This window comes from Streptomyces paromomycinus (assembly GCF_003865155.1).
Taxonomy (GTDB): Bacteria; Actinomycetota; Actinomycetes; order Streptomycetales; family Streptomycetaceae; genus Streptomyces; species Streptomyces chrestomyceticus.
In genome coordinates, this window is the sequence record NZ_BHZD01000001.1 from 5,922,602 (window position 1) to 5,949,502 (window position 26,901).

Annotated in this window: 29 protein-coding genes; 13 read left to right on the forward strand and 16 right to left on the reverse strand. The window is 67.7% G+C overall.

The features are described 5' to 3' along the window. Positions 1 to 39: 39 nt before the first annotated feature. Positions 40 to 1,569, reverse strand: coding sequence for a peptide MFS transporter (locus OEIGOIKO_RS25375; RefSeq protein ID WP_125055949.1), 1,530 nt, complete (start codon positions 1,567 to 1,569; stop codon positions 40 to 42). Positions 1,570 to 2,090: 521 nt separating this feature from the next. Between OEIGOIKO_RS25375 and OEIGOIKO_RS25380 the strand changes: the two genes are divergently transcribed. Then, positions 2,091 to 2,771, forward strand: coding sequence for a response regulator transcription factor (locus OEIGOIKO_RS25380; protein WP_030021664.1), 681 nt, complete (start codon positions 2,091 to 2,093; stop codon positions 2,769 to 2,771). A gap of 58 nt (positions 2,772 to 2,829) precedes the next feature. Then, positions 2,830 to 4,077, forward strand: a complete 1,248-nt coding sequence (locus OEIGOIKO_RS25385) for an ATP-binding protein (protein ID WP_125055950.1) — start codon at positions 2,830 to 2,832, stop codon at positions 4,075 to 4,077. 70 nt (positions 4,078 to 4,147) lie between these two features. On the opposite strand, the gene OEIGOIKO_RS25390 is transcribed toward OEIGOIKO_RS25385, so the two are convergent. Both OEIGOIKO_RS25390 and OEIGOIKO_RS25395 read right to left on the reverse strand, forming a co-directional pair. After that, positions 4,148 to 4,684 carry a GtrA family protein gene (locus OEIGOIKO_RS25390; RefSeq protein ID WP_125055951.1) on the reverse strand — a complete coding sequence of 179 codons (537 nt, stop codon included), beginning with the start codon at positions 4,682 to 4,684 and terminating at the stop codon, positions 4,148 to 4,150. A gap of 135 nt (positions 4,685 to 4,819) precedes the next feature. Beyond that, complete coding sequence (locus OEIGOIKO_RS25395) at positions 4,820 to 5,257, reverse strand: protease inhibitor I42 family protein (RefSeq protein ID WP_125055952.1); 438 nt, start codon at positions 5,255 to 5,257, stop codon at positions 4,820 to 4,822. Positions 5,258 to 5,401: 144 nt separating this feature from the next. Here OEIGOIKO_RS25395 and OEIGOIKO_RS25400 point away from each other — a divergent pair, with 144 nt between their 5' ends. From OEIGOIKO_RS25400 to OEIGOIKO_RS25410, 3 genes are read left to right on the forward strand one after another with little or no spacing between them, the layout of a single operon-like run. Then, positions 5,402 to 6,598 carry a 5-(carboxyamino)imidazole ribonucleotide synthase gene (locus tag OEIGOIKO_RS25400; protein ID WP_371858963.1) on the forward strand — a complete coding sequence of 399 codons (1,197 nt, stop codon included), beginning with the start codon at positions 5,402 to 5,404 and terminating at the stop codon, positions 6,596 to 6,598. Continuing rightward, on the forward strand, positions 6,595 to 7,134 hold the full coding sequence (gene purE / locus OEIGOIKO_RS25405; protein WP_125055953.1) for a 5-(carboxyamino)imidazole ribonucleotide mutase: 540 nt from the start codon (positions 6,595 to 6,597) through the stop codon (positions 7,132 to 7,134). The genes OEIGOIKO_RS25400 and purE overlap by 4 nt, the downstream gene beginning before the upstream one ends. Continuing rightward, complete coding sequence (locus tag OEIGOIKO_RS25410; protein ID WP_125055954.1) at positions 7,131 to 8,318, forward strand: dipeptidase; 1,188 nt, start codon at positions 7,131 to 7,133, stop codon at positions 8,316 to 8,318. Before purE ends, OEIGOIKO_RS25410 begins: the two co-directional genes overlap by 4 nt. A 67-nt stretch (positions 8,319 to 8,385) precedes the next feature. Here the strand turns inward: OEIGOIKO_RS25410 and OEIGOIKO_RS25415 are convergent, their stop codons facing one another. Further along, positions 8,386 to 9,726: a UDP-glucose dehydrogenase family protein gene (locus tag OEIGOIKO_RS25415; protein WP_125055955.1), complete on the reverse strand. Its 1,341-nt coding sequence runs from the start codon at positions 9,724 to 9,726 to the stop codon at positions 8,386 to 8,388. Between the two features lie 199 nt (positions 9,727 to 9,925). On the opposite strand from OEIGOIKO_RS25415, the gene OEIGOIKO_RS25420 reads away from it, so the two are divergent. Then, positions 9,926 to 11,098: an acyl-CoA dehydrogenase family protein gene (locus tag OEIGOIKO_RS25420; RefSeq protein WP_125055956.1), complete on the forward strand. Its 1,173-nt coding sequence runs from the start codon at positions 9,926 to 9,928 to the stop codon at positions 11,096 to 11,098. Positions 11,099 to 11,298: 200 nt separating this feature from the next. On the opposite strand, the gene OEIGOIKO_RS25425 is transcribed toward OEIGOIKO_RS25420, so the two are convergent. Beyond that, positions 11,299 to 12,477 (reverse strand): tyrosine-type recombinase/integrase, encoded by a 1,179-nt coding sequence (locus OEIGOIKO_RS25425; protein ID WP_125055957.1) that lies wholly within the window; start codon positions 12,475 to 12,477, stop codon positions 11,299 to 11,301. 132 nt (positions 12,478 to 12,609) lie between these two features. Here OEIGOIKO_RS25425 and OEIGOIKO_RS25430 point away from each other — a divergent pair, with 132 nt between their 5' ends. The 6 genes from OEIGOIKO_RS25430 (at position 12,610) to OEIGOIKO_RS25460 (ending at position 18,790) form a co-directional block, all read left to right on the forward strand. Continuing rightward, positions 12,610 to 13,155 carry a hypothetical protein gene (locus tag OEIGOIKO_RS25430; RefSeq protein ID WP_174857215.1) on the forward strand — a complete coding sequence of 182 codons (546 nt, stop codon included), beginning with the start codon at positions 12,610 to 12,612 and terminating at the stop codon, positions 13,153 to 13,155. 93 nt (positions 13,156 to 13,248) lie between these two features. After that, the gene (locus tag OEIGOIKO_RS25435) at positions 13,249 to 13,401 is read left to right on the forward strand and encodes a helix-turn-helix domain-containing protein (RefSeq protein WP_125058938.1); all 153 of its coding nucleotides are present in this window, start codon (positions 13,249 to 13,251) and stop codon (positions 13,399 to 13,401) included. A gap of 1,008 nt (positions 13,402 to 14,409) precedes the next feature. Continuing rightward, positions 14,410 to 14,763, forward strand: a complete 354-nt coding sequence (locus tag OEIGOIKO_RS25440) for a hypothetical protein (protein WP_125055959.1) — start codon at positions 14,410 to 14,412, stop codon at positions 14,761 to 14,763. Between the two features lie 14 nt (positions 14,764 to 14,777). Then, complete coding sequence (locus OEIGOIKO_RS25445; protein WP_125055960.1) at positions 14,778 to 15,689, forward strand: phage major capsid protein; 912 nt, start codon at positions 14,778 to 14,780, stop codon at positions 15,687 to 15,689. 895 nt (positions 15,690 to 16,584) lie between these two features. Next, the gene (locus OEIGOIKO_RS25455) at positions 16,585 to 17,328 is read left to right on the forward strand and encodes an Lsr2 family DNA-binding protein (protein ID WP_125055961.1); all 744 of its coding nucleotides are present in this window, start codon (positions 16,585 to 16,587) and stop codon (positions 17,326 to 17,328) included. Between the two features lie 88 nt (positions 17,329 to 17,416). Beyond that, a complete protein-coding gene (locus OEIGOIKO_RS25460; RefSeq protein WP_125055962.1) occupies positions 17,417 to 18,790 on the forward strand; it encodes a DUF3987 domain-containing protein in 1,374 nt (457 codons plus the stop codon). 60 nt (positions 18,791 to 18,850) lie between these two features. Here the strand turns inward: OEIGOIKO_RS25460 and OEIGOIKO_RS44100 are convergent, their stop codons facing one another. From OEIGOIKO_RS44100 to OEIGOIKO_RS25500, 8 genes are all read right to left on the reverse strand, one after another. Then, positions 18,851 to 19,072, reverse strand: a complete 222-nt coding sequence (locus OEIGOIKO_RS44100) for a DUF7848 domain-containing protein (RefSeq protein WP_125055963.1) — start codon at positions 19,070 to 19,072, stop codon at positions 18,851 to 18,853. A 17-nt stretch (positions 19,073 to 19,089) separates the two neighbouring features. Continuing rightward, on the reverse strand, positions 19,090 to 19,554 hold the full coding sequence (locus OEIGOIKO_RS25470) for a hypothetical protein (RefSeq protein WP_125055964.1): 465 nt from the start codon (positions 19,552 to 19,554) through the stop codon (positions 19,090 to 19,092). Between the two features lie 92 nt (positions 19,555 to 19,646). Further along, positions 19,647 to 19,877: a DUF397 domain-containing protein gene (locus OEIGOIKO_RS25475; RefSeq protein ID WP_125055965.1), complete on the reverse strand. Its 231-nt coding sequence runs from the start codon at positions 19,875 to 19,877 to the stop codon at positions 19,647 to 19,649. Positions 19,878 to 19,916: 39 nt separating this feature from the next. After that, positions 19,917 to 20,231, reverse strand: coding sequence for a hypothetical protein (locus OEIGOIKO_RS25480; RefSeq protein WP_125055966.1), 315 nt, complete (start codon positions 20,229 to 20,231; stop codon positions 19,917 to 19,919). 32 nt (positions 20,232 to 20,263) lie between these two features. Then, on the reverse strand, positions 20,264 to 21,094 hold the full coding sequence (locus OEIGOIKO_RS25485) for a helix-turn-helix domain-containing protein (RefSeq protein ID WP_125055967.1): 831 nt from the start codon (positions 21,092 to 21,094) through the stop codon (positions 20,264 to 20,266). Further along, a complete protein-coding gene (locus OEIGOIKO_RS25490) occupies positions 21,091 to 21,621 on the reverse strand; it encodes a DUF6879 family protein (protein ID WP_125055968.1) in 531 nt (176 codons plus the stop codon). The genes OEIGOIKO_RS25485 and OEIGOIKO_RS25490 overlap by 4 nt, the downstream gene beginning before the upstream one ends. Then, positions 21,605 to 21,811 carry a hypothetical protein gene (locus tag OEIGOIKO_RS25495; RefSeq protein ID WP_125055969.1) on the reverse strand — a complete coding sequence of 69 codons (207 nt, stop codon included), beginning with the start codon at positions 21,809 to 21,811 and terminating at the stop codon, positions 21,605 to 21,607. The genes OEIGOIKO_RS25490 and OEIGOIKO_RS25495 overlap by 17 nt, the downstream gene beginning before the upstream one ends. Before the next feature lie 433 nt (positions 21,812 to 22,244). Then, positions 22,245 to 23,570, reverse strand: coding sequence for an LCP family protein (locus tag OEIGOIKO_RS25500; protein ID WP_125055970.1), 1,326 nt, complete (start codon positions 23,568 to 23,570; stop codon positions 22,245 to 22,247). 203 nt (positions 23,571 to 23,773) lie between these two features. Between OEIGOIKO_RS25500 and OEIGOIKO_RS25505 the strand changes: the two genes are divergently transcribed. Continuing rightward, a complete protein-coding gene (locus OEIGOIKO_RS25505) occupies positions 23,774 to 24,328 on the forward strand; it encodes an acyl-CoA thioesterase (RefSeq protein ID WP_030021674.1) in 555 nt (184 codons plus the stop codon). Positions 24,329 to 24,355: 27 nt separating this feature from the next. Here OEIGOIKO_RS25505 and OEIGOIKO_RS25510 read toward each other — a convergent pair whose 3' ends face one another. From OEIGOIKO_RS25510 to tgmA, 3 genes are read right to left on the reverse strand one after another with little or no spacing between them, the layout of a single operon-like run. Further along, positions 24,356 to 25,540: a methyltransferase domain-containing protein gene (locus OEIGOIKO_RS25510; RefSeq protein ID WP_170251850.1), complete on the reverse strand. Its 1,185-nt coding sequence runs from the start codon at positions 25,538 to 25,540 to the stop codon at positions 24,356 to 24,358. Continuing rightward, complete coding sequence (gene tgmB, locus OEIGOIKO_RS25515; RefSeq protein WP_125055971.1) at positions 25,537 to 26,496, reverse strand: ATP-grasp ribosomal peptide maturase; 960 nt, start codon at positions 26,494 to 26,496, stop codon at positions 25,537 to 25,539. The genes OEIGOIKO_RS25510 and tgmB overlap by 4 nt, the downstream gene beginning before the upstream one ends. Continuing rightward, complete coding sequence (gene tgmA / locus OEIGOIKO_RS25520; RefSeq protein ID WP_125055972.1) at positions 26,496 to 26,795, reverse strand: putative ATP-grasp-modified RiPP; 300 nt, start codon at positions 26,793 to 26,795, stop codon at positions 26,496 to 26,498. The genes tgmB and tgmA overlap by 1 nt, the downstream gene beginning before the upstream one ends. Positions 26,796 to 26,901: the final 106 nt, after the last annotated feature.

The following is a 26,901-nucleotide window of genomic DNA, read 5'->3' on the forward strand; positions in this document are numbered from 1 at the left end:
CCGAGCCCCTCCGCGTACAGGGGACGCGCTACGTCAGCGTCAGTGGACGTCACCCATGGACGCCTCGATCTTCTTGCGGGACATCCAGATCGCGACACCGGCCAGGACGGCCAGGGCCGCTTCGGACGCCACCACTCCCACACCGCTGAGGTCGGCACCGGCCAGGGAGATCAGGCTGACCACGCAGTCACCGGTGGTGACGGCGAGGAACCACACGCCCATCATCTGGCTGGCGTACTTCTGCGGGGCCATCTTGGTGGTCACCGACAGGCCGACCGGGGAGAGGCACAGCTCACCCATGGTCTGGATCATGTAGACGGTGATCAGCCACATCGGGCTGACCTTGTCGCCGCCGGACGACATCTGCATCGGCACGATGAACACGAAGTACGAGGCGCCGACCAGCAGCATCGACATCGCGAACTTCACGACCGTGCTGGGCTCCTTCGAGCGCCGGGCCAGCGCCGTCCACGCCGCGGCGAAGAGCGGCGCGAGCGCCAGGACCCAGGCCGAGTTGACCGACTGGAACCAGGTCGACGGGAAGTGCAGGCCGAAGACCGTGTCCGCGGTGTTCTTGTCGGCGAAGACGTTCAGCGTCGAGCCGGCCTGGTCGAAGATCATGAAGAAGATCGCGGCCGCGACGAAGAACCAGATGTAGCCGCTGACCTTGGTCTGCTCGGTCTGCGTCAGCTCCTTGTCGCGCTTGATGCGCACCAGGACCGAGATCGGGATGATCATGCCGAGCAGGCTGATCGGGATCAGCGCCCAGTTCAGCGTGAAGGTCCCGGTGGCCACCACGATGCCGTAGAAGACGGCCGCGATCACGGTCCAGATCAGGCCCTTGCGCAGCCAGCCCATGCGCTCTTCGCGGGTGAGCGGGGTCGGTACCTCGTTGCTGCGCGGGTTCAGGTTGCGGGTGCCGAACAGGAAGCCGACCAGCCCCAGCGCCATGCCGAGGCCGGCGGTCGCGAAGCCCACGTGCCAGTTGATGCTCTGGCCGATGGTGCCGACCACCAGCGGGGCGGAGACGCCACCGAGGTTGATGCCGATGTAGAAGATCGTGAAGCCGGAGTCGCGGCGCGGGTCCTGCGGGCCGTCGTAGAGCTGGCCGACCATCGTGGAGATGTTGGCCTTGAGCAGACCCGAGCCCAGCGCCACCATGGCCAGACCGGCGAAGAACGTGCCCTGGCCGGGCAGCGCCAGCGTCAGGTGACCGGCGATCACCACGCACGCGCCGATGATCACGGTCTTGCGCGGGCCCCAGACCCGGTCGCCGAACCAGCCGCCGGGCATGGCGAGCAGGTAGACCATCGCCATGTAGACCGCGTAGATCGCCGAGGCGGTCGCGGCGGTCATGGCCAGGCCGCCGCCCTGCTCGCCCACCTTGGCGTCGGCGCCGCCCGAGATGAGGTAGAGGACGAGGAGCGCCCTCATGCCGTAGAAGCTGAACCGCTCCCACATCTCGGTCATGAAGAGGGTGGCCAGTCCGCGGGGGTGGCCGAAGAAGGTTTTGCCGTCGCTGACAGGGTTCCCCTGCGCGCCGGCGTCCTTCGTCAGGCTGGACGCCATGGTGCTTCCTAGGTGTGCTCGGGACGCGTGAGGAGACCGCAGCGCGCCCGGGTCGGCTGACCGGCACCGGCGTCACGTTGCCCGCCCCCACGTCCTCGGGGGCCGACGCCACTGGAAGAGGAATCGGCAGGACACTCGCGACACCGGGATCCACGCCCCCGTGCTGTGTGCGCGGTGGACCCGGTCGACAGGTCATTCACTGTGTAGCAGGACCGGTGGTACCGGCCCCGCACACAACAGGGACCGATGACGGCTCTTGAGCGTCACGGGTCCCGAGGCTGTGCTACGGACGTTGGGACACCATACGTCCAGCAACCGCACCGATGGGACCAGTGAGACAACGGTCACATGATCGACCGGGAACCGTACGGAGGTCCGGGCCCGCGCCGTACGCCCCGCCCCGTGATCACCCGCCGGCCGCGAGGACGCCGCCGGCGCGCCGTCCGCGGGACGTTTTCCGGCCACCCGCGGGCGTACCGGGTCCCGCCCGGGGAGGTAAGACCTGGGACTACCATCGGCCCATGACCCGTGTACTGCTCGCCGAGGATGACGCGTCCATCTCGGAGCCGCTCGCCCGCGCCCTGCGCCGCGAGGGTTACGAAGTCGAGGTGCGCGAGGACGGCCCCACGGCGCTCGACGCCGGTCTGCAGGGCAGCATCGACCTGGTCGTCCTCGACCTGGGCCTGCCCGGCATGGACGGCCTGGAGGTGGCCCGCCGGCTGCGCAACGAAGGCCACTCCTTCCCCATCCTCGTGCTCACCGCCCGCGCCGACGAGGTCGACACCGTCGTCGGCCTGGACGCCGGTGCCGACGACTACGTCACCAAGCCCTTCCGGCTCGCCGAACTGCTCGCCCGCGTCCGCGCCCTGCTGCGCCGCGGTTCCTCCGTCGAGCCGCAGCAGCCGCCCGCCACGCACGGCGTACGGATCGACGTCGAGTCGCACCGCGCCTGGATGGGTGACGACGAACTCCAGCTCACCGCCAAGGAGTTCGACCTGCTGCGGGTGCTGGTGCGGGACGCCGGCCGGGTCGTCACCCGTGACCAGCTGATGCGCGAGGTCTGGGACACCACGTGGTGGTCGTCCACGAAGACGCTGGACATGCACATCTCCTGGCTCCGCAAGAAGCTCGGCGACGACGCGGCCAACCCGCGCTACATCGCCACCGTGCGTGGCGTCGGTTTCCGCTTCGAGAAGAGCTGAGACCCGCCGCCGGGCGGGAAGAAGCAGAAGAAAGAACGCATCCCGCCCGGAGGACACCGTGCGCCGCCGTCTGATCAATTCCACCCTCGCCGTGGTGCTCGTGGTGATCGCCGTCTTCGGCGTCTCGCTCGTCATCGTGGAGACCCGCACCATCCAGTCGGGGGCGCAGGACAGCGTCGCCGCCGAAGCCGTACGGCTCGTCGGCATCGTGGAGAGCAGGCTGGGCAGCGGCGAGAAACTGACGCCCGAGATCCTCTCGGAGCAGATCACCGCGAAGCGGTACGCCGAGATCAAGGTGCCGGGCCGGGCCCGCATCGAGATCGGCTCCCGGCCGGCCGGTGACGTCATCGCCTCGACCCAGCACGGTGACCGCGGCGAGACCGTCACCGTCGAGGAACCGCGTTCCGCGGTGAGTGCCGAGATCGGCCGGACGCTGCTGGTCATCCTGGCCGTCGCGATCCTGGCGATCCTGGCCGCGGTGGTGCTCGCCGTCCAGCAGGCCCGCCGGCTGACCGCGCCGCTGACCGACCTCGCGGAGACCGCCGAACGCCTCGGCTCCGGCGACCCGCGGCCGCGCCACCGCCGGTACGGGGTCCAGGAGCTGGACCGGGTCGCGGACGTGCTGGACGCCAGCGCCGAGCGCATCGCGCGGATGCTCACCGCCGAGCGCCGGCTCGCCGCCGACGCCTCCCACCAGCTGCGCACGCCGCTGACCGCGCTGTCCATGCGGCTGGAGGAGATCACCCTCACCGACGACCCGGACACGGTGAAGGAGGAGGCCAGCATCGCGCTGGGCCAGGTCGAGCGGCTCACCGACGTCGTCCAGCGGCTGCTGACCAACTCCCGTGACCCGCGGTCCGGCTCCGCCGTCGCCTTCGACCTCGACGAGGTCGTCAAGCAGCAGGTCGAGGAGTGGCGCCCGGCCTACCGCAGCGCGGGCCGGGCCATCGTCCGCTCCGGCAAGAAGGGGCTGCGGGCGGTCGGCACCCCGGGGGCGGTGGCCCAGGTCCTCGCCACCCTGATCGAGAACTCGCTGATGCACGGGGACGGGACGGTGGCGCTGCGCACCCGGGTCACCGGCAACCAGGCGGTCGTCGAGGTCACGGACGCCGGCCGGGGCGTACCGCCGGACCTCGGTTCGCGGGTCTTCGAGCGGACGGTCAGTGGCCGGAATTCGACGGGGCTGGGGCTGGCCGTGGCCCGTGATCTGGCGGAGGCGGACGGCGGACGGCTGGAACTCCTCCAGCAGCATCCGCCGGTGTTCGCCCTCTTCCTCGCCCGGGAGGCCGAGCCGTCGGCGGAGTGAGCCCGAAGGGCCCCCGGGGCGCCGGCCGCCCCGAGCGCGCGGCCGTCCTCAGCCGCGCTCCGCAAGCGCCCTAGTCCCGCGCCCGCTCGCCGGCGGCCGCGCTCGCCGTCCCCGCCCGCTGCGGCTGCGCGCCCTCGGCCAGGAAGGACTCCGCGGTCTCCACGGCCTCGCGCGCGGGCAGCGCGCGGAACACCCAGGTGCGGTAGGACCAGAAGCGGAAGAGCGTGGCCAGGCCGATGCCGAGGAACTTGAAGATGTTGCTCTGCAGCGAGGTGTCCCACCCGAACCCGTACGTCGCCACGTACAGGACGCCGTTCTCGATGACCAGGCCGACGATGCTGAACAGCAGGAAGAGCGTCAGCTCCTTGGTCCGCCCGTTCTTGTCACGGTCCCGGTAGGTGAAGTAGCGGTAGCCGAGGTAGTTCGTGCCGGTGGCCACGACGGTCGCCACGACACTGGCCCGGACGACGGGCAGCTCGGTCAGGTGCCGTACCAGGTTGAAGACGACGAAGTTGACGAGGACCCCCGCGCCCCCGACAGCGCCGAACTTCATGAGTTCGCGGGCCAGCGTGTCCAGTCGGGCCCGCAGTGCGCTCCGTTCACTCATCGTGATCGTTCAGCTCCTGTGGTGGGCGGTCGTGGACGGCTGTGCACGGTCGCCCCCGTGCAACCGCACGCTCATGCTAACCAGGGGACCTGTGTGCTGCCTGCCATCCGTGACGGCAGGGACGTACGGAACATGTCAGTCCACGGTCACGCGGAACCGCCGGATCCGGCTGTTCTCGTCCTGCTCGTCGGCCTGCGGGGTGCCGCAGCGGAAGCAGTACCTGAGAGTCACTTCGGTATGTCCGGCGCCCCGCGCCATGAAATCGACGTAGCGCAGGCCGCCCGATCCGGGGCGGGCCGGCTCGTCGGCGTCGTAGTGCCCGCCGGTCCTGCGCAGTACGGCCGGGTCCGGTTCCGGCGCGGCGAGGACCCAGCGGAAGCCGGTCGAGGGGTTGTCCTTGAGGCGGATCGAGAAGTGGGTGCCGGAGGAGACCGTGATCTCCCGGTCGTCCTCGCCGAAGACGACGGGTCCGGTCAGCTGGGAGACCACCGCGTAGACCGCGGCGGCCAGGGCCGCCACCGCGACGACGATGCCCACGGTCCTGGTGCGCCCGGGTATCCGGCCCTCGCTCATGCGTTCCTTCCCCTCGGCGCGGGCGGCGAGCCTACCGCCCCCGCCGATCCCCGGGGGCCGGAACGGGGAGAGTGGCGCACTTGTGTTCGTACGTTCCTCCAAGGCGGCGACGGGGTCCGACGGGCGGGCGGATACCCTGGGGGCGTGACGTTCCCGGTAGTCGGCATGGTCGGCGGCGGTCAGCTCGCCCGTATGACCCACGAGGCGGGCATCCCCCTCGGCATCAAGTTCAAGCTCCTCAGCAACGCTCCGCAGGAGTCGGCGGCCCAGGTGGTCAGCGAGGTCGTCATCGGCGACCACCGCGACCTGGACACGCTGCGCGCCTTCGCCCGTGGCTGTGATGTGATCACTTTTGATCACGAGCATGTCCCCACTGAGCACTTGAGGGCTCTGGAGGCCGACGGTATCCCCGTCCGGCCCGGCCCCGACGCGCTCGTGCACGCCCAGGACAAGGGGGTGATGCGAGCGAAGCTCGACGCGATCGGGGCCCCCTGCCCCCGGCACCGCATCGTGGCCGATCCGACGGATGTGGAGCGGTTCGCCGCAGAGATCAGCGGGGGCGGCGCGCAGCGCCTCGATGAGGGGCGGTGGCCGGGCGACGGGCGGGACGGCGGCTTCCCGGTGGTCCTCAAGACCGTACGCGGCGGCTACGACGGCAAGGGCGTCTGGGTCGTACGATCCTCCAAGGAGGCCGCCGAGCCGTTCCGCGCCGGAGTGCCGGTGCTGGCCGAGGAGAAGGTCCCGTTCGTCCGGGAACTGGCCGCCAACGTGGTCCGCTCGCCGCACGGCCAGGCCGTCGCGTACCCGGTCGTGGAGTCCGTCCAGGTCGACGGCGTCTGCGACACCGTGATCGCGCCCGCCCCGGACCTCTCCGACGCGCTGTCCGGCCAGGCCCAGGAGCTGGCGCTGCGCATCGCGCACGAACTCGGCGTGGTCGGCCACCTCGCGGTCGAGCTGTTCGAGACCGCCGACGGCCGCATCCTCGTCAACGAGCTGGCCATGCGCCCGCACAACTCCGGACACTGGACCCAGGACGGCGCGATCACCTCGCAGTTCGCCAACCACCTGCGGGCCGTCCTCGACCTCCCGCTCGGCGACCCCCGCCCGCGCGCGAAGTGGACCGTGATGGCCAACGTCCTCGGCGGCGACTATCCGGACATGTATTCCGCGTACCTCCATTGCATGGCACGGGACCCGCAGCTGAAGATCCATATGTACGGAAAGGACGTGAAGCCCGGCCGCAAGGTCGGACACGTCAACACCTACGGCGACGACCTGGCCGACGTGCGAGAGCGCGCCGCGCACGCCGCCGGCTACCTGCGAGGAACCATCACCGAATGACCAGCAGCAGCTCCCCCCTCATCGGCATCGTCATGGGCTCCGACTCCGACTGGCCCGTCATGGAGGCCGCCGCCAAGGCCCTGGACGAGTTCGAGATCCCCTACGAGGTCGACGTCGTCTCCGCGCACCGGATGCCGCACGAGATGATCGCGTACGGCGAGGAGGCCGCCGGCCGCGGCCTGAAGGCGATCGTCGCGGGTGCCGGGGGAGCGGCCCACCTGCCGGGGATGCTCGCCTCGGTCACGCCACTGCCGGTCATCGGCGTGCCCGTACCGCTGAAGTACCTGGACGGCATGGACTCGCTGCTGTCCATCGTGCAGATGCCGGCCGGCGTGCCCGTCGCCACCGTCTCGGTCGGCGGCGCCCGCAACGCCGGACTGCTCGCCGCCCGGATGCTCGCCGCCCACGACCCGGAGCTGCAAGGCCGGATGCGCGAGTTCCAGCAGCACCTGAACGAGCAGGCCACCGAGAAGGGCAAGCGGCTGCGCAACAAGGTCGCCTCCCCGGCCGGGTTCGGCTTCGGGAGCGGCAAGTGAGCGCCTCGCTGGAAGCGGCCCGCGCGCTGCTCGCCGAGCACCCCGTCGTCGACGGCCACAACGACCTGCCCTGGGCCCTGCGCGAGCAGGTCCGTTACGACCTCGACCGGCGCGACATCGCCGCCGACCAGACCGGGCACCTGCACACCGACATCCCCCGGCTGCGGGCCGGCGGCGTCGGCGCGCAGTTCTGGTCGGTGTACGTACAGAGCGACTACGCCGGTGACCAGGCGGTCAGCGCCACGCTCGAACAGATCGACGTGGTGCGCCGGCTCGCCGCGCGCTACCCCGGCGACCTGCGCCTGGCCTACACCGCCGACGACATGGAAGCGGCCCGCGCCGACGGCCGCATCGCGTCCCTGATGGGCGCCGAGGGCGGCCACTCCATCAACAACTCGCTGGCCACCCTGCGCGCGCTGTACGAACTGGGCGTGCGCTACATGACGCTCACCCACAACGACAACATCGACTGGGCGGACTCGGCCACCGACGAGCCGCGCGCGCACGGCCTGACCGCCTTCGGCCGCGAGGTCGTCCGCGAGATGAACCGCCTCGGCATGCTGGTCGACCTCTCGCACGTCTCCGCCGACACCATGCGCGACGCGCTGGACACCAGCGTCGCGCCGGTCGTCTTCTCGCACTCCTCCGCGCGCGCGGTCTGCGACCACTCGCGCAACATCCCGGACGACGTGCTGGAGCGGCTGCCCGCCAACGGCGGTGTCGCGATGGCCACCTTCGTACCGAAGTTCATCCTGCCCGAGGCCGTCGACTGGACGCTGCGGGCGGACGAGAACATGCGCGCGCACGGCTTCCACCACCTGGACACCACCGCCGAGGGCATGGCCGTGCACCGCGCCTTCGAGGCCGGGAACCCGCGTCCGCTGGCCACCGCCGCCACCGTCGCCGACCACCTCGACCACATGCGCGAGGTCGCCGGCGTCGACCACATCGGCATCGGCGGCGACTTCGACGGCACCGCCTTCACCCCCGCCGACCTCGCCGACGTGTCCGGCTACCCGAATCTGGTCGCCGAACTCCTGGACCGGAAGTGGTCCACGGCCGACCTGGCCAAGCTGACCTGGCAGAACGCCGTACGCACGCTGCGCGGCGCGGAGGGTGTCGCCCGCACGGTGCAGGCCGAGCGCGGACCGTCCGTCGCGACGATCGACCAGCTCGACGGCTGAGCGGCGCGACAACGCCACAAGGGGCCGGGCTCATGACGAGCCCGGCCCCCTGTCGTTCGTTCCCGTCTCAGGCCTGCGGACGGCCCAGCGCCCGGTACGTCCAGCCCGCCTTGCGCCACAGCTCCGGGTCGAGCGCGTTGCGCCCGTCCAGGATGCGCGGCGTGGCCACCACCTCGGCCAGCGCGGCCGGGTCCAGCTCGCGGAACTCCCGCCACTCGGTCAGGTGCAGCACCACGTCGGCGCCGCGCACCGCCTCCAGCGCCGAGTCCGCGTACCCCAGCGTCGGGAACACGCGCCGCGCGTTCTCCATGCCCTTGGGGTCGTAGACCGTCACCTGGCCGCCCTGGAGGTGGATCTGCCCGGCGACGTTGAGCGCGGGCGAGTCCCGTACGTCGTCCGAATCCGGCTTGAAGGTGGCGCCCAGGACGGCGACCCGGGTGCCGAGGAAGGAACCGCCGACCGCCTCCCGGGTCAGCTCGACCATGTGACCGCGGCGCCGCATGTTGATCGAGTCGACCTCGCGCAGGAACGTCAGCGCCTGGTCGGCGCCCAGCTCCCCCGCGCGCGCCATGAACGCCCGGATGTCCTTGGGCAGGCAGCCGCCGCCGAAGCCGATGCCGGCCCGCAGGAACTTCTTGCCGATCCGCTCGTCGTGGCCGATCGCCTCCGCCAGCTTCACCACGTCGCCGCCGGCCGCCTCGCACACCTCCGCCATGGCGTTGATGAACGAGATCTTCGTGGCCAGGAAGGAGTTCGCGGACGTCTTGACCAGCTCCGCGGTGGGGAAGTCGGCCACCACGAACGGCGAGCCCTCGGCCACCGGCTTCGCGTACACCTCGCGCAGCAGCTCCTCGGCCCGCCCGCCGTCGACGCCGATCACGATCCGGTCCGGGTGCAGGGTGTCCTGCACGGCGAAGCCCTCGCGCAGGAACTCCGGGTTCCAGGCCAGCTCCACGTCCTCACCGGCCGGCGCCAGCTGCACGAGCCGCTTCGCCAGCCGCGCCGCGCTGCCCACCGGGACCGTCGACTTGCCGACCACCAGCGCCGGGCGCCGCAGCAGCGGGGCCAGCGACTCGACGGCCGACTCGACGTAGGACATGTCGCAGGCGTACTCACCGTGCTTCTGCGGCGTGTTCACGCACACGAAGTGCACGTCGCCAAAGTCCGCCAGCTCTTCCCAGGAGGTGGTGAAGCGCAGTCGGCCGCTGGCGCCCTCGAAGCCCGCGACGTGCGCCCGCAGCAGCTCCTCCAGGCCGGGCTCGTACATCGGGGTCTCGCCCCGCTCCAGCATCGCGATCTTCGCCGGGTCGATGTCCAGCCCCAGCACCTCGAATCCCAGCTCCGCCATGGCCGCGGCGTGCGTCGCGCCGAGGTAGCCGGTGCCGATCACGGTGATCTTCAGGGCCATGGGTGCTCCAGGTGCATACGGGGAGGAGTGCGCTGCCTGAGCATAGTCCGGCCGGTGCCCGGCGGCCCGGGCCCGGTGGCCGGTACCGATCGGGTGCTGTCGGCAAACTCACGTATCCCCGGTCCCGCGCAGCCCCCTAGAATTCGGGTTACTTAACGGTAGTTAGCACTGCAGTCAGCTCTCAGGGGAGTGAGAAACCTTGGCGGGAACCGCTGATTTCGATCTGTACCGGACATCCGAGGAGCACGACATGCTCCGCGAGTCGGTGCGCTCGCTCGCCGAGGCGAAGATCGCCCCGTTCGCCGCCGAGGTGGACGAACAGGCCCGCTTCCCGCAGGAGGCCCGCGACGCGCTGACCCTGAACGACCTGCACGCCGTCCACGTCCCCGAGGCGTACGGCGGCGCCGGCGCCGACGCGCTGGCCACCGTCATCGTCATCGAGGAGGTCGCCCGCGTCTGCGCCTCCTCCTCCCTGATCCCCGCGGTCAACAAGCTCGGCTCCCTCCCTGTGATGCTCTCCGGCTCCGAGGAGCTGAAGAAGAAGTACCTGGGCCCGCTCGCCAAGGGCGACGCGATGTTCTCGTACTGCCTGAGCGAGCCGGACGCCGGCTCCGACGCGGCCGGCATGAAGACCAAGGCCGTACGCGACGGCGACCACTACGTCCTCAACGGCGTGAAGCGCTGGATCACCAACGCCGGCGTCTCCGAGTACTACACGGTCATGGCCGTCACGGACCCCGAGAAGCGCTCCAAGGGCATCTCCGCCTTCGTCGTGGAGAAGTCCGACGAGGGCGTCTCCTTCGGCGCCCCGGAGAAGAAGCTCGGCATCAAGGGCTCCCCGACCCGCGAGGTCTACCTCGACAACGTCCGCATCCCCGCCGACCGCATGATCGGCGCGGAAGGCACCGGCTTCGCCACCGCCATGAAGACCCTGGACCACACCCGCATCACCATCGCGGCCCAGGCCCTCGGCATCGCCCAGGGCGCCCTCGACTACGCCAAGGGCTATGTCCAGGAGCGCAAGCAGTTCGGCAAGCCGATCGGCGACTTCCAGGGCGTGCAGTTCATGCTCGCCGACATGGCCATGAAGCTGGAGGCCGCCCGCCAGCTCACCTACGCCGCCGCCGCCAAGTCCGAGCGCATCTCCGCCGGCGGCAAGCCCGAGGACCTCACCTTCTTCGGCGCCGCCGCCAAGTGCTACGCCTCCGACGCCGCCATGGAGATCACCACCGACGCCGTCCAGCTCCTCGGCGGCTACGGCTACACCCGCGACTACCCGCTGGAGCGCATGATGCGCGACGCCAAGATCACGCAGATTTATGAAGGCACGAATCAGGTTCAGCGCATCGTCATGGCGAGGAACCTGCCGTAACTGGGTTTTCACAGGTCAGCGGCCATTTTCGATGGCTCGCGGGCTGTGATCGGCTTCCGGTCCGTTCGGGTCCGTTTCGGGCCGATCATGGGCGTCATGCTGGGGAAATCCTGGGCTGGCGCTGGACGGAAAACCGCCTCTCACCTGCATAAACGCAACGGCCCCCGGCACTCTGCCGGGGGCCGTTCGCATGGGCTCTGTCAGGCGACTTCGGCCTGTGCCTCTGTGGGGTCGTCCGCCCCGGGCGTCAGCATCGTGGCGATGGCCGCCCGCCCGCGCTGCTCGGCTCCCTCAAAGATGTAGTGGTAGTGCTCGCGCAACACGTCCGTACTGCTGTGCCCCATCCAGTCGGCCACATCGTTCTCAGGGACGCCCGCGTACAGGAGTCGCGATCCGTAGTAGTGCCGCATGGAGTGTGGCTTGCAGTACGTCACCTCACCCTTGGATAGAGCCACCATCCAGATCTGCCGGTAGAAGTACGACGCGTACAGGTACCCGGTGCGCGACACGTTGGGGAACAACAGGCGCTCGGGCCCCCACACACCGTGGTTCTTGATGTGCCGCCGAAGCTCGAAGGCAACGTTGGGCGGGAGTGGCACCACGCGGCCGGGCTCTTCCTCGTCGCGGGCCTTGATGTGCCGCCGCTGTAGCGCGCTGTTCTTGCCGGACTCCGTTTCGCCGTCCTCCGCGATCTGGAAGTCAACGCGCAGAACCTCGGCTTTGAAGTCGATCTGATCCCGAGAGACGGCCATGGCCTCACCGATACGGAGCCCGCAACCGGCCATCAGCCACAGCATTGCGCGGTACCGGGGTGGGGCGCCGTCGAGCGCAGCCAGAACTTCCCGCGTTGTGAGCCGTCGTGCCTTGCTCTTGTGCTCGCGGATCTCCTTGGCACGACTGCCCGCGTGCTTGATCTTCTTGCACGGGTTGCGGCCGATGATCTCGTTGACAACGGCCCAGTCCATCATCCCGGAGAAGAACGAGAACCGCTGACGTCGCGTCCGCGCGGACAGCTTGCGGTCCGCCTCCATCCACAAGAGCCACTGCTCGATGTCGGCCACCTTGAGGGACACGATGGAGCGCGCCTTAAAGAACGGCTCGATGGTCGTGTTCAGGATCGACCGGTACTGCTTCTTGGTGCTGTTCTCCAACTTCCTTTGATTCGACCACTGACCCCAGACGGCCGTCACGGGCTGCTTGCCCAACTTGTCGTCCAGGTAGGTCCCAGCATCGAGTTCCTGCTCCTTGCGCTTGCGGTGGTCGTCAGCGCGCTTCTTGGTCTCGAACGACTTCTGACGCTGCTTGCCGTCAGGGTCGTACCAGAACGTCGTCCACTTCTTCGCGTCGTCTTTTGAGCGCGCTACCCATGCCCTCGCCACGTCTGAGCTGGCCTTTCTCGTTCCCTACGGAGCCCGCCCTGTGGTGGCCAGCCCCCTCCTTTCCCAGCATGCACACGGCCCACCCTGGGTTGTCAACACAGGGTGGGCAACCCTGTGTGGTACGTTGGGGGTATGAAGGCAGACGAGAGCGGATTCGAGATCACCCAGCAGCAAGGCGCCTGGATGATCCGCATGTGGTGGCCCCCCGGCCCCGTGAGTGGCGGGCCGCAGCGCATCACCATCGAGGGCGCGGAAGGTGCGCCAGCTCGTGACGTAGCGCGCGGTATCTCCACGACCGTTCTCCGGAGGTTGGACCTGCCTAGCGCGGTGAAGACGGCCGCCGAAACGGCGCCGAAAGGCCAGGAGGTCATGCATGAACTCACCGAGGCGATGCAGCAGGCCGGGGACACGGCTGGCGCACTGCTCGAAAGTGAGGGCGTGTCCGACGCGTACCTAGCTGTCCTGGCTGCCGTTTACAAGACCGCTGCGGACGCTGGTGAGGCAGCCCCCGTCCAGTGGCTGGCGCGGCGTATCAACCGAAGCCCCGAGACGGTCAAGGGCCATTTGAAGCAGGCCCGCCGAGACGGCTTCCTGACGACCATCGCAGGCAAGGCCGGTGGGGAACTGACCGACAAGGCCGAGGCCGTCCTTGCCGCAAGGACCAACAAGGACAGCTAACGCTCGCCATGTAGGCCGCTCGCGAATTCGCACTACAGCCCCCGAGGCCCCTCGGGGGTTTTTCTTTTCCCGGAGGACATATTGGTCAAGCTGATGACGGTTACTGAAGTGGCGGACTTCCTAAGCAAGCCTAGGAGCTGGGTGTACGACAACTGGCGTGGCGCACAGATCCCGTTCCGCAAGGTTGGGCAATCGCTCCGGTGCCGCCCGGTAGACCTTGAGAAGTGGCTCGACCGCCAGAACTGAACAGAAACAGACCGCACCCGCAGGAAGGCAGGTTAGTTCGTGGGGCTTCTGAAAGATTCGCGGCGATGGGCTGGGCTGGAGGCTCAGGCCGACAAGCTCCTGGAGGGAATACCGGAAGAACCCCGGGAGTCGTGGCCCTCAAATTTCAAGCCCTGTGAGCACGATCTAGCGACCGACACCCTGTGTCCCGAGATGGACGAGCTCCAGCAACTTCGATCGCTCATGGAGCAACGACCCGGTGACGAGAAGCCGGACCATTACGGGGAGCTACTGAGGATGCATTACGGGACTGATTTCAGCCCTGCACCTGAGTACGGCTCAGGATTCAAGATTGAGCAGATAGCCGACCCACCAGAGGAATGTAGGTGGTCGGGATGTCCGGAACCGCTGTACGCCCCCGATAAGCCAAGGGGGCGCGGCAACCCGAGGAAGTATTGCGAGATTCACCAGAAGGCGGCGAAGGCCCGAACACAACGTCTCAGGTACTGGGGCATCCATGTGGGAAAGCACCGGAATATGAGCTACCGGGATACATGCAGGGCAGTCATCCCCGCAGACCACGCCGTATGGAGGAGGGGAGCCAGGACCCCTATAGGGGGACGCTGCACGGACCAATTCCAGCAGAACCGGGACGTGTGGGAGGACTCGAACCTTCCCAGTCGATAGGCAGGCGGGCCGCCCCCGGGGGCGGCCCGTACTGGTTTCCTGGCATTTATTCCCATCCAATGGAGAGGGCAACTCTCTGGGGCCATGCACACTCGGCGGTGTGCCTCTGGCGCGGCCTACGGGCCGGGCAGTTCCTAAGTCGTTATGAGGCTCTGCGGACACCTCCCTGTGAGGGGGCAGCGTAGGGAAAGACTCCTCCCCTTGCTTCCTGCTGACTCGTCCACAGTGGGGGGTAAGGGGGGCAGTGTTTCTCTTACGTTGTCCTCTTGTGAGGGGTGAAGGGACGCCCTGAGAGCGGCCCTTACTACTTCTGGTTACTTAGATTCTTAGGAGGTGTCGCCCGTGAGCGACCCCCAGACTGATTCCCATTCTCCGGCCCCGGTGCCGGCCGACGGTTCCGACGCCGTCCGAGCTGAGGTGCAGCGCGAGTACGCGGCCAAGCTCGCCCATGCCGAACTCAGGGCCCAGGCAGCCCAGGCCGGTATCAAGCTGGGCGAAGGTTTCACCGACTACCTGGACCCTTCCAAGCTCCTCGGTGAGGACGGCACCCCTTCGGCCGAGGCCATCGGGAAGGCCCTGGCCCCCTTCAAGCCCAGCGAACCGACGTTCCCTCATCTCGTCGGCTCAGGCCCTAACCGCAGTGGCGGTTCAATGCCTGAGCGCCGCCCCGTTTCCCTTGACGTCCGCAAGCGCTAACCAGGAGTACCCATATGACCTTTGCCTACCAGAACGCTGCCACCCACACCTTCGTCCCGGAGATCTGGGACGCTGAACTCCTCGTCGCTTTCGATCCGCTGCTGGTCTGGGCTTCGCCGATCGTCGCGAACAACAAGTACGAGGGCGACATCCGCCAGCAGGGCGATGTTGTGCACATCAACTCGCTGCTGCGGCCCACGGTCGGGGACTACAAGCTGCCGGACGGCATGACTTCACAGCGCCCCGAGACTGTGGACCAGAAGCTCCCGGTCACTGAAGCCAAGTACCTCCAGGTCCTCATCGAGGACGCGGAGCGCGTCCAGCTCGCTGGTGGTCTCAGTTCTCCGATCAACCAGCAGATGATCCGTTCCCTTGCCCGTGAGGCCGACACGTTCATGGGTGGAGTGATCACGAACAGCGCCACGGCCCTGCCCACGGTCAAGGCGACGCCGGAGACTGCCCCGCAGGCGTTCTACGGCGCGATCCTGGACATGATGCTGGCCCTGGACGACAACGACATTCCGGCGGGTCGTTACGTGGTCGTCTCGCCCCGCGTGAAGCGGTATCTCATCGAGCACCCCGCCGTAGCGAACGCTGCCGCGTACGGCGAAGGTGGTGTGACCGTGAACGGCGTCTTGGCCAAGCTGGCCGGGTTCACGATTCTGACCACCACGGCCATGCCCAAGGGCGTGGACATCGTGGCGGGACACAAGGAGTTCGCCACTTACGCCAGCCAGTTCACCGGGTTCCGTGAAGGGCAGTCGGAGAAGTACCGCGCCGACTACATCGACACCCTCCACCTGTACGGCGGCAAGATCGTGCGGTACCCGGAGCTGGACACCAAGAAGGCGGACAACACCTTTGATGAGTCCAAGCCGACCAAGGGAATCGTGAAGGCCACCGTGGAATGGGCCACCGCGGCCTGACCCTGATTAGTTCGGGCCCCTGCCGACGGGCAGGGGCCCGGTCCCGTTCACGCTCCGCTGACCTACCCCGTGAGCCGGCCGTGACTCCCCGCGACACAAACCGGAGGACACCTCTATGCCCAAGATGCGTAACCCCAATTCTCCGCATTCTCGGTATCGGGAAGCGCAGAGGATTACTGCCTTGCCGCTCGAACACGATTTGCCCGTGCCCGACCTGCCGGAGGGCCGGGACTGGTCGGATCACGAGCGGGCGTACTGGAAGGAACTATGGGAGACGCCTCAGGCCTCACAGTGGGACGACTCCACGGCCGGAATCGTGGCTGCTGTAGTCGTCTACTGGTCAGCAATCCTCGCCGGTACCGCGTCGAATACGGCCAGCATGGAGTACCGACACCTGACCAAGGCTCTGGGACTCACCCCGGAGGGTATGCGGGCTCTCGGATGGGTAATGGGCGATGAGTAACAAGGTAGCCCGTCGAAGGGCTCAGCAGAGCGTCAGCGGGCCGCCCGAGCCCGCCGAGCAGCGGGGACACAGGACAGGCACCGAGTGCCCTAACACCTGTTCACAGTGCTGGTTGACCTGGTGCCTGCACGTCGCCTGGGTCGCCACGGGCAGGGCGGCGCAGCCGTGGGACGACGGCCGCCGACACGATCCGGAATCGTGCTTCGAGTGCTGAGAATTGATTGACAAACAAACGATGGAAGGAAGGCACCCCCGGTGGGTCCTATTCTTTATCTAATTACCATTACCCCCATATTGAGTAATGGTTCAGATATACGTTAGTTACCATCTTGTGATAGGGGTGCGGAAGAATAGTTGTTAAGCGGGGAGGTCGTCAGAGCAGTGCTCCGGCCACCCGCTGACACTTCCGCCCTAACAAAGGAATGCAGCGCTATGCGTAAGACCGTGCTCATGCCCGTGGAAAAGGTTTTGTGTGACGCCCACATAGCGCGTGACGGTTCCGAGGTAGAGGCGACGGACACCCTGACACTGGGGCGGCATGCCTGGGACCTGTGCCTGGAACACAACGTGACCTTCGGCCGCTACCTGTGCGATGCGCTGGGCGCTCCCTCCGAAGGGGTGGCGACCGAGCCTGAGCCTGTGAGTGTGCCGGTTGCTGAGCCTGTCCCTGCGCCCGTGGCGGAGTGCGATGAACCGGACGTGAGCGAGGAAGCGAGCGAGCCTGAGCCTGTGCGATCCGTGATGATCGCGGGTGAGGTGCCGGGGTACGACTGGGACACGGCCCGTGACGCTGTGCGGAACGCTGGCTATGAGGTGGTGGGCCGTGCCGATGACTCCACTGTGTTGCTCATCCTGGGTGAGGGTGGGGAGCGAAACGGTCACAAGCTGCGGGACGCGTCCGAGCGTGGCATCCCGTGCATGGACGTGCGTACTCCGGGCCGCTTCAAGTCGGCCGTTCTCTCTGGTGAGTTCGTAGGTGGTGACCCGCTTCCCGAGCCTGTCACAGTCGATCGGTCGGGGATGAGCGATCGGGAGCGTAACCGTGTGATCCGGGCATGGGCCCGCGAGAACGGGTGGCCCGCCCTCCCCGTGCAGGGGCGTGTCCCGATGCAGGTACGCCATGCGTACGAACTGGCCCATCAGGACGCCCCGGAGGGAAAAGCGGTAGCGGCCTGAGTGCCGCCCCCACCGTGCGGGGCGCTGAGTGCGCCCGGCCTCCCCGGCCAAAGGCCGCCCAAGTATCCCTTTTCGAGATAGAGGCAGCATGAGCACCCCCGTTCTGTACGGTCCCATCGGTCGCGCCGTCCGCAAGATCTCCCCGTTCCTGGAAGCGGACGCATTGGGGGTGTACGTGGCCGCCCTCTCGATGTGGTCGGCCGCCATCGGGGGCACGGTCAAGGTGTCGTCCCGTGGCTCTGCCCGGCCCGTACTGCTGTGGTCGGCATTGGTCGCCGGAACGGGCAGAGGCAAGGGGACCGCGCTGCGGGCCGCGCTTCACGTCCAGGACGCTTCCCTGGGCCGCTTCCTGGCAACGCACACCACGTCCGGGATCACGTCCGGGGCAAGCATGGTCAACCACCTGTGGGAGCAACAGGAAGCCACCGCCGAGACCGAACACGGGCGGGACGTACGGGCCCTGGTAGTCGAAGAGGAGTGGTCGGAAGTGCTCCGCAGGGTCAAGCGGGACGCGTCGTTCACGACCAAGCTTCGGGCGGCCTGGGACGGGGCGACTCTAAGGAACACCACCAAGGAAGAGGCGCAGGAAGTCCGCGACCCCGCCATGGTGCTGCACTGCCACGTCACCCCCTCCGACTGGGCCAAGTACGTAGGCGAATCGGAAGCGGCCGGAGGCTCGTACAACCGCATCCTGCCCTTGCTGCTCGGATCGGTCCCGATGCTGGATGACGACCGTGTGAGCCTGCCGAAGGTGGACGGCTCGGAACTGTCCGACGCGTACGGGTGGGCCACCGCCCGGCCCCGCGTGATCACGCTCTCCGAGGATGCCCGGCCGCTGTGGCGGACCGTTCGCCGGTACGCCCGCATCCTGGGCGAGACACTGCCGGAAGCTCAGGCCGTTTTCATCGAACGCACCGCAGAGCAGACGCTCAGGGTGGCCGCCTGCCTGGCCGCCTCCGAGTGCTCCGAGACCATCACGGACGAGATCCTGACAGCCGCGTTCACCCTGGTTCGCCGCTCCGTTCAGGACACGGTACGGATCAACAAGGGGGCCGATGCTCCGAAGGTGAAGCGGCAGCCGCTCAGCCTCGCCGACAAGGTACGAGCCCGAATCGAACTGCACGGCGGTCAGGCCACCTCGTCGCAGGTGCTCCCGTACGTGGGTGCGTCGGCCGCTGAGGTCAAGGCACTGCCCGGAATCGTCGTAACGGTGGACCGCTCAGGTAAGACCGGCCGACCGGCCACCGTTTTCACGATCCGCGGTGACACTCCCGTTCACGTAGAGCAGCCGGTTTCGACTCCGCACACGATGCCGGCCGCTCCAGAGCGTGATGAGAACCGCGCCACGGTTGTGCAGATGGACGCGTACCGCTCGATGCCCAAGCAGGCCCCGGAGCCCACACCCGAACCGAAGCGTCCGGAGCCGCTCGCCGACTCCAACCCCTTCCGAGCGCTCCTCTAACCAACCAACAAAGCGAGCCCCGGCCCATTTTCTGGCCGGGGCTCTTTCGTTGCTTCGGCCCTACTCGGCCCGTTCCACCAGAGCGACCGATGTGCACAGGCGTCGGAACCGATTGTGCTGGGTCCGGCCAGTGTGACTCATGCACTCCACATCGACGGTCGCACCGTCCGACGCAGGCTTAGCCTCCCAGGCACACGTCAGGCACTTCGCCTCGAACGTCGCCTCTGTGTCCGGCTGCTGAGTGATTCGATGCTTCGTGTACCGCAGGATCGAACGGCGCATCGTGGTGTCCCCCCTCCTCAGAGGATCGGGCAGACAAGGTCCGGTGCGGCACGGTTCGGGGAGCACGTCACCAGAGCTACAGACAGAAATGTGGGCCTCTCCAAATAGAAGCCATGGGACACGTCACCGCCCCAGCCCAGCCGTTCGGCGGCGGAGGAGACCAGTAGTGCTAGCCGCGTGCTGTCGCGCTCCGACTCGGAGGAGAACCGGGGCGCGTACTCGGTCAGTTGTCGCCCGAGCCATTCCGCCGCTTCCTTCGGCTCCTCCCAGGTACCGCGTATCAACTTCGCGGGCTTGATCAGCCAGTGGGCCGTTTCCAGCGGTGGCAGGTCCACGGTCGGGAACTCCGCCTTCACTTCCTTGTACCGCTGGACAAGCTCCGGCTTATCGGCCGGAGGTGGATCAGGGTGCGGGGGCCGTCTCAGTGCCTCGTCATCGAACCGTTGCTTGGAGCCGGTCCACAGATAGCCGTGGTGGTGCAACTGTCGTCCCGTTCAGAGCAGGAAGAAGAGGGGTGCCCGACCGGCCCTGTCTCTCGGGGGTGAGCCAGGGCCGGGGGCGTCAGGGATGACCGTCAGGCGGACAGGCCGAAGCGGGCCGGGTCGATACCGGCCGCGTCCAGTTCCTCGGTGGTGAAGCGCAACGGCTCCGCACCGGGACGCTTGCTGTCGCCCAGCGCCCACGCGTGGGGGCCGATCTTCGCCAGCGTGGCGCAGGACTCACCGTCGGGATGCGTGTTGCCCCCGCACGCCTTGAAGAACGTGGCGCCGTCGATGGGCAGGCTGTACAGGTCGGTTTCGGGCATGGGTGTGCCTTCCTGTGTGGTCAGTGCTGGGGGACGGACCTAGAGCCGGTACTGATCCGTTTTCGACACGTACAAGACACCCGGGCCAACAGCCGTCGCGGACTCTCGAAAGAGCTCGTGCAGCGTCGACCTGGCGTTGTCTTTCATGGCGTTCGTCAGGCTGTCGACCAGTAGGGCGGCCTCAGACGGAAGCAGAATCATTTCCGTGTCTGCCGTATGCCGACCGTTCTTCGTCAACCACATCGGGACACGAATGTTCCCATCGACATCCCGGTACGCCGGACGGCTGGGGATCGGGTCCATCCGCCAACCCTGCGGGGCCTTCTGACTGTCGTTCTTCGGTTCGGTCGGCATGAGTACATCCTCGGACCGTCACCGAGGGACCTCTAGCCCGTTTCCTGTTGCCTCAAGAAGTCGTCCCGGAGCCCTGCAACGAAGGACCTCATTTCCTCGCCCGTGACGGCCGCACCCTCGAAGCCATCGAACTTGTTCACGTATAGCTCGACGTCCCTGGCTTCGGTAGTGGTGATCTCAGCGTGAGGGATCTCGATAATGGCTAGGTTGGTGTCGAAGAGAACGAACGAGGAACTGGGCAAGTCAGTCATAGGTGCCGATAGGGGAAGCACCCCGATGCTCACGTTCGACATTCTCGACATGGTGATGAGCTTGTCTAGCTGCGCTGCCAGCATCGAGGGACGAACGATTTTCCATCTGAGCACGGACTCAGTGACCACGAACCGAAAGGTTCGGTCGGTGTCGTGCAGGACCTCTTGCCGGAGCAGACGTGCGCCCATCATCTTCTCTAAGGCGCCTTGCGTGTAACTGTGTCTACTAAGAATGGCGCGGGCATATTCGGGGGTCTGGAGTAGGCCGGGAACGCACGACGGCTGAAAGAGCCGCATGAGGGTCGTTTGAGCTTCTATCGCCCGGATCTCGTCCTGGTGCTTGTGAAGCCCGGTACGCCGCAAGATGCGCCATGCCGTTGCCTCCGTGGCTGCCTTACGGGCAGCTTCGGCAAGTCGGGCCTTGACCTCCTCCGAGACCTCCAAGGCCGTGAGGATGCGCTCCACGTCTATCAGACTTGGCGCAAGCGCTTCGTTCTCAATCTTGCTGAGCTTGCTCGGAGACATGACAGCGCTACGGGCGACCGCCTTAGCCTGCTTTCCGCTGGCTTCTCGCAGTTCCCGTAGCGCCCGACCAATATTGATGTTGTTCACGCTGGCTTGTACTGCTCCCACCAGTCGCGGAACGGTACAGCGTTACTCAGGGCTGCGTCTCGACGCTCTAGCCATTCCTGCGCCTGCTCCTCGGGGATCAGTTCTGCACCTAGGAATTCTCCGCCGTCGCCGTACTGCATAGTCACGACCGAGTGTTCATCGAAGGCCCAGAAGTCCGGTACACCCTCTAGCGGGTTCGGCTGTTCGGTGATGTCGAGGATGAAGAACTCTTCCCCGGCTTCCTGGTTCCGGACGTAACCCCAACCGAGTTCGAACCGCAGGTAATCACTCAAGGGGCGAGCCAGGATGTGCACGCGATACATGCGCTTACCGGATTGTGTGGCATCCCGTACGGTCCTGACCCAACCGGCTGACTTGTACTCTTCCGGCTGCGGCTTACCGGCCAAGAATGCGTGGTAAGCGTCGACCCCGCCCGACTTGCTGTAGTCGTCCAGGGTCTCAAGCCGGAACGCTTCCCGCTGAAACTCCGTGAAGAGCTTTCCGAACTCGTCAGGCGAGATGTTCACGGGCCACCCTCAGAATCAGCGACATAGGGATACGCACGGCGGTTTCGTTGTTCGGTAGCTGCATGGTGGTGAGCGCTTCCTCGTCATCCACCTTGAAGCCCTGCACTAAGACGCTCCCCGTGCCCTCTACCGCCCACACGGTCGGGCACGGCCCCTCGTCGCACTCGCTTGCGAGCTGGTTGAGCTTCACTGGCTGACCCCCTGCGTAGGTTGGTGTCCTGTTCGATCCTCGCGACGCCGTGACACACGGGTCAAGGTGGCCCAGTTGAGAGAACAGGAAACTCGGCACGCACGCGGCATGCCGCAGCCGTGAGCGAGGGAGGGAAGCAGCCGCACACCCGGATGGCACGTGGCCCATGCGTGACCGGCGGGGCGAAGAAGGCCCCAAGGGGGTTGTTTTCTCGATCATGGGGAAATGCTGGGGAAGCACCCCACAGAGGGGGTGTCTCCCCAGGTCAGAGCCGTGTGCGCTGTAAAGCACCCAGATCTACGAGGGCACGAACCAGGTGCAGCGGATCGTGATGGCACGGAACCTGCCGTAACGGCCGGCACGGCTGCCGCACTCGTGACATGAAGCAGCCCCCGCCTCGGGCGGGGGCTGCTTCATGGTTTCCGTACGGCCTCTAGTCCCCGCTCACCGTCACCGGCTCGTCCTTCTTGAGCTGCTCCACGAGCTTGGCGACCTTGGCCTTGTCCCAGCGGAGGTTGCCGCCGACGCTGCCGGCGATGGGCATGTTCATCGACTTGCCGTCGCCGCCCGTGACGCCCTTCATCGCGAAGAACATCGAGCCGAGGTCGAAGAGGCCCATGTCCTTGTCGACGATCACGGTGTCCAGGCCCGCGCTCATCGTCGGGTAGAGCTTGAACGGGTTGATGATCGTGCCGGGGGTGGCCGTCTGGCTGGCCAGGGCCGCGAGGAACTTCTGCTGGTTCTTCGTGCGGTCCAGGTCGCTGCCCGCGAAGGCGTAGCGGGTGCGGACGAAGGCGAGGGCCTGTTCACCGTTGAGGGTCTGCTTGCCGGCCTGGAAGTCGGCGCCGGACTTCTTGTCCTTGAACGCCTTCGGGATGTCCATCTCGACACCGCCGATCGCGTCCACGATGTTGGCGAAGCCCGCGAAGCCGATCTCGACGTAGTGGTCGATGCGCAGGCCGGTGTTGTGCTCGACGGTGCGCACCAGCAGTTCGGGGCCGTCCTCGGCGTAGGCCGCGTTGAGCTTGGTGTGGCGGCCCCTGGCGGCGTACTTCTTGCCGGACTTGGAACCGACGAACGAGGGGATCTCGACGTCCGAGTCGCGCGGCAGCGAGATCAGCGTCGGGCCGTTGCCGCCGTCGTGCAGGATCATCATCGAGTCCGTGCGCTTGCCCTCGGCGGAGCCGGTGTGCAGCTTCTTCTTGTCCTCGTCGGACATGCCCTCGCGGCTGTCGGAGCCGACGATCAGGTAGTTGGTGCCGTCGCCTTCCTCGGGCCGGTCGATGACCTTGCTCAGGTCGACCTCGCGGCGCAGCTTGCCGTCGGCCCAGAAGTAGGTGGCGACCGAGGTGACGAGGAGCACGGCGACCAGCGTCAGGACGGTCCACTTGACGCGGCGGCCCCAGTTGGGCGCGGGACGCGGGTCACGGCCACCGCCGCCGCCCTGCCCGCCGCCGCGGCCGCCACCGTAGACCTGTCCGGTGTTGTAGCCGTCGCCGTGCCCGCCGGCGTAGTTGTTGCCGTACGGGTCGGGGCCCTGGCCCTGGGGCGGGACGGAGGGGCGGCGGCGCGGCGAGAGGTGCGGCGGCAGCGGCGGCTCGGGCGGCTGCTGCCCCGGCCCGGGGTAGGGCCCGCCGGGGCCACCGGGGCCGTTGGGACCGCCACGCCGGACGTGCGGCATGGCGCGCGCGCCCTCCGGCTCGGCGCCGCTGCCACGTCCGTACCGGTCTCTGTTGTCGGACCCAGGCCACTCGTTCATGGGGGAAGTCTGCCTGTCCTACGGCTCCCCCATACAGGGGAGTACGAGATCGGGCCGCCGCTGTTGCAGAGCTGATGCAAAGTGACACGGAACGCCGCTTGCACAATGCGGACGGAGGTGATCAATCCGGCACGGGCGCCGCTGGCCGGGGATGCGGGGTGGGCGCGCGGGAAGGGAGGTGCGCCCGCGCATACAGTGGGCGCATGACCGATCTCGTCACCACCGGCCCGGAGGCCGACCTTCCGGGCAAGCCCACTTCCGTCTCCCGGACGACGCTGTCGCACATCATGACGGCAGGCGACACCAACCTGCTCGGCACGGTGCACGGTGGCGTGATCATGAAACTCGTCGATGACGCGGCGGGCGCGGTGGCCGGGCGGCACTCCGGCGGGCCCGCGGTCACGGCGTCCATGGACGAGATGGCGTTCCTGGAGCCGGTCAGGGTGGGCGACCTGGTGCATGTGAAGGCCCAGGTCAACTGGACCGGACGGTCCTCGATGGAGGTCGGGGTGCGGGTGCTGGCCGAGCGCTGGAACGAGTCCACGCCTGCGACGCAGGTCGGGTCGGCCTATCTGGTGTTCGCGGCGGTCGACGAGGAGGGCAAGCCTCGCCCCGTACCGCCGGTGGTTCCGGAGACCGAGCGGGACAAGCGCCGCTACCAGGAGGCCCAGATCCGCCGCACCCACCGGCTGGCCCGGCGGCGTGCGATCAAGGAGCTGCGGGCGCAGCGGGTGGCGGACGGGATCGACGACGCTTAGGGCGGCGCGGGGACGACGCTGCGTAGCTCACCCGTTTTTCAGGTCCCAGCGGCGGCCGTCGGGGATGTGCCATGCGTAGTGTCGGCCGTTCGGCTCGCAGGCGTAGCCGAACTGATCTTGTGTGGGTCGGTCATGCTCGGTCCACCACCGCCATGCGGCCTCGACGGTTGTCCACAGGTTGCGTGTTCCGCCGTAGGTGACGGTGTGAGGGTGATCTCCGGTGATCGGGGCGCGAGCCCAGGTGCCGTCACGCTGCTGGAGCTGGAATGACAGGGTGCCGTCGTCGGCGGAGTGGTAGACGACGGTGCTGTACGGCAGGTGGAAAGCCAGGAGCAGACGGAGAGGGTAGTTGGCCCGGATGTCTGCTGCGGTGACCGTGGTGGGCCGTGTGGCGGTTACTGGTGCGTATGAGAGACGTGGCTTGCGGGGGTAGGTGTGGGCGTCGCCGCGGGCCGCCATGAATCGGCCGGTTGTGGGGGTGAAGCGGCCGGCGGCGTTCCCGTGCTCGTCGACGGTGAGGCGGACGAGCCCGCCCTCGATGCCGAGGTCGAGGTCGGTGAGGACGGCGCCGCCGGGACGGGTCTGCTGGAGCCATGTGGTGGGGATGGCCTGCACGGAGCAGGTGGCGAGGATGCGGTCGAACGTGGTTGTTCCGGGGTGGCCGAGGCGGGCGTCGGCGGTGGTGAGGTGGGGGGTGTGGCCGAGGCCGGCCAAGCGGTCGCGGGCGGCGTCGACGAGGTCAGGGGTAATGTCGCTGGAGTGGACGTGGCGGGAGCCGAGGCGGGCGCACAGCAGGGCTGTGAGATAGCCGGTTCCGGTGCCGATGTCCCAGACGCGGTGACCGTCGCGCAGGTCGAGTTCTTCGAGCAGCCCGGCGACGAGCCGGGGCATGGTGTTGGACGAGGTGGGAATGCCGGTCCACGTGTGGGCGTCGATCTGCTCGGCGGTGGCGGGGTCCAGGGAGGTGACGAGGGTCCGGTCGCTGTAGACGGCGGTGAGCCATGCCTCCCGGTCGGAGTCGTCGCGCAGGCGCCAAGCGGTGATGCCTGCCTCGGTGGTCTGCTGCTCGTACCAGCGCGGCACGAAGACGTGCCGGGGCACGGTGGCGAAAATCCGCGCCCAGGACTCGGAGCGGAGTGCACCGGCCTTTTCGAGGTCGGTGACGAGGGCGGCCGACCGGCGCCGGACGTCGTCGGGGAGGTGGACGTTCACGGCGCTGCTCCTTGCAGTTCGTCGGCGATCGCCTCAGCGATGGGCAGTCCCGTGGCGTGTGCGATCCAGTCCCACTGGCCGCACGGGTTGGCTTCGAGAAACGTCCACTCGCCGTCAGGGCTGACGACGAAGTCGCAGGCGGCGAAGCGCAGGCCGAGACTGCTGGTCAGGCGGCGTACGGCGTGCGCGATGCGGTCGGGTGTACGGGTGGGCTTGTAGGTGAGCGACGGGTAGTCGCTGCGCCAGTCCTCGTGTGCCTGCGGGCTGCCGGCGTGGATCTCGGCGGCGAACAGGCGGGAGCCGACGATGGTGAGGCGGACCTCGTGGGTCTTGTCCACCCATGCTTGGAAGAGGTGGGCGGTGGTGTCGATGCCGGAGAGGTCGGCGAGATCGTCGTCGGTGAGGCGGCGGGTGTAGACCGTCTTGAGCTGGTCGCCCTCGATGAAGACGGGGGTGGCGATCGGCTTGCAGACGATCGGACCGCCGATGTCTTCGGCGAAAGTCCGTACGGCGGCCGGGTCGTTGGTGATGAGCGTCGGGGGGACGGTCAGACCACACTCGCGGGCCGTCGTGAGTTGCAGGGGTTTGTACTCGGCGCGGGACATGGCGGCGGGGTGGCTGACCCAGCGGCAGTCGAGCGCGGTGAGGATGCCGCCGAGGCCGGCGCGGGCCTGGGCGGCGGCGAAGGTCCGTTCCGGTCCGGACATGCCGGGTGGGAACTCAAAGGCCGCGGGAGCGCGGAAATAGGCGGCAGTGATCGTGCTCAGGTCCGCGGCGCGGTGCGCGTTGGACAGGGCTCCGGTCCAGCCGTTGGGGCCGAGGCGGCTGTCGAGGGCGAGCTGCTGTGGGAAGTCGGCGGAGTCGAGGCGGAATACGTCGGCGCCGCGGTCGCTGAGCATCCGTACGACGCGGTCGGTGGGCCAGTCATCGCGGGCCGCGATGACGAGGACGGTCATCAGTCCTTGGTTCCCTCGTCGAGTGGGGGAGGGTCGGCAGGGTTCCCGTCGGGAATGGTGGGGGCGTGGGTCTGGCCAAAGGTGACGACGGGATCACCGAGCGGTGTCACGGACACCTGCAACTCGGCGTCGTAGACGGCGGCCGGCCGTACGGTCGCGCGGGTGGCGTCCGGGACACGAGTGAACCGGAGAATCCACGGGCGGGTGGCTGGGCCGGTGGGGGACTCGTTGCTGTGGGGAATCCGCCCGCCCTCGGAGGCGAGCGGAAATACTTCCTTGGGGTGCGCAACCGATGTCACAGAGTCTTTCCTTCCCTCGTGGGGTAACCCTGCTTAATTGCTGTGCCCGCGAGCCGATCCCCGCATTGCGGAATGAGGTCTCGGATCGGCGACGTTCCGCGACCGT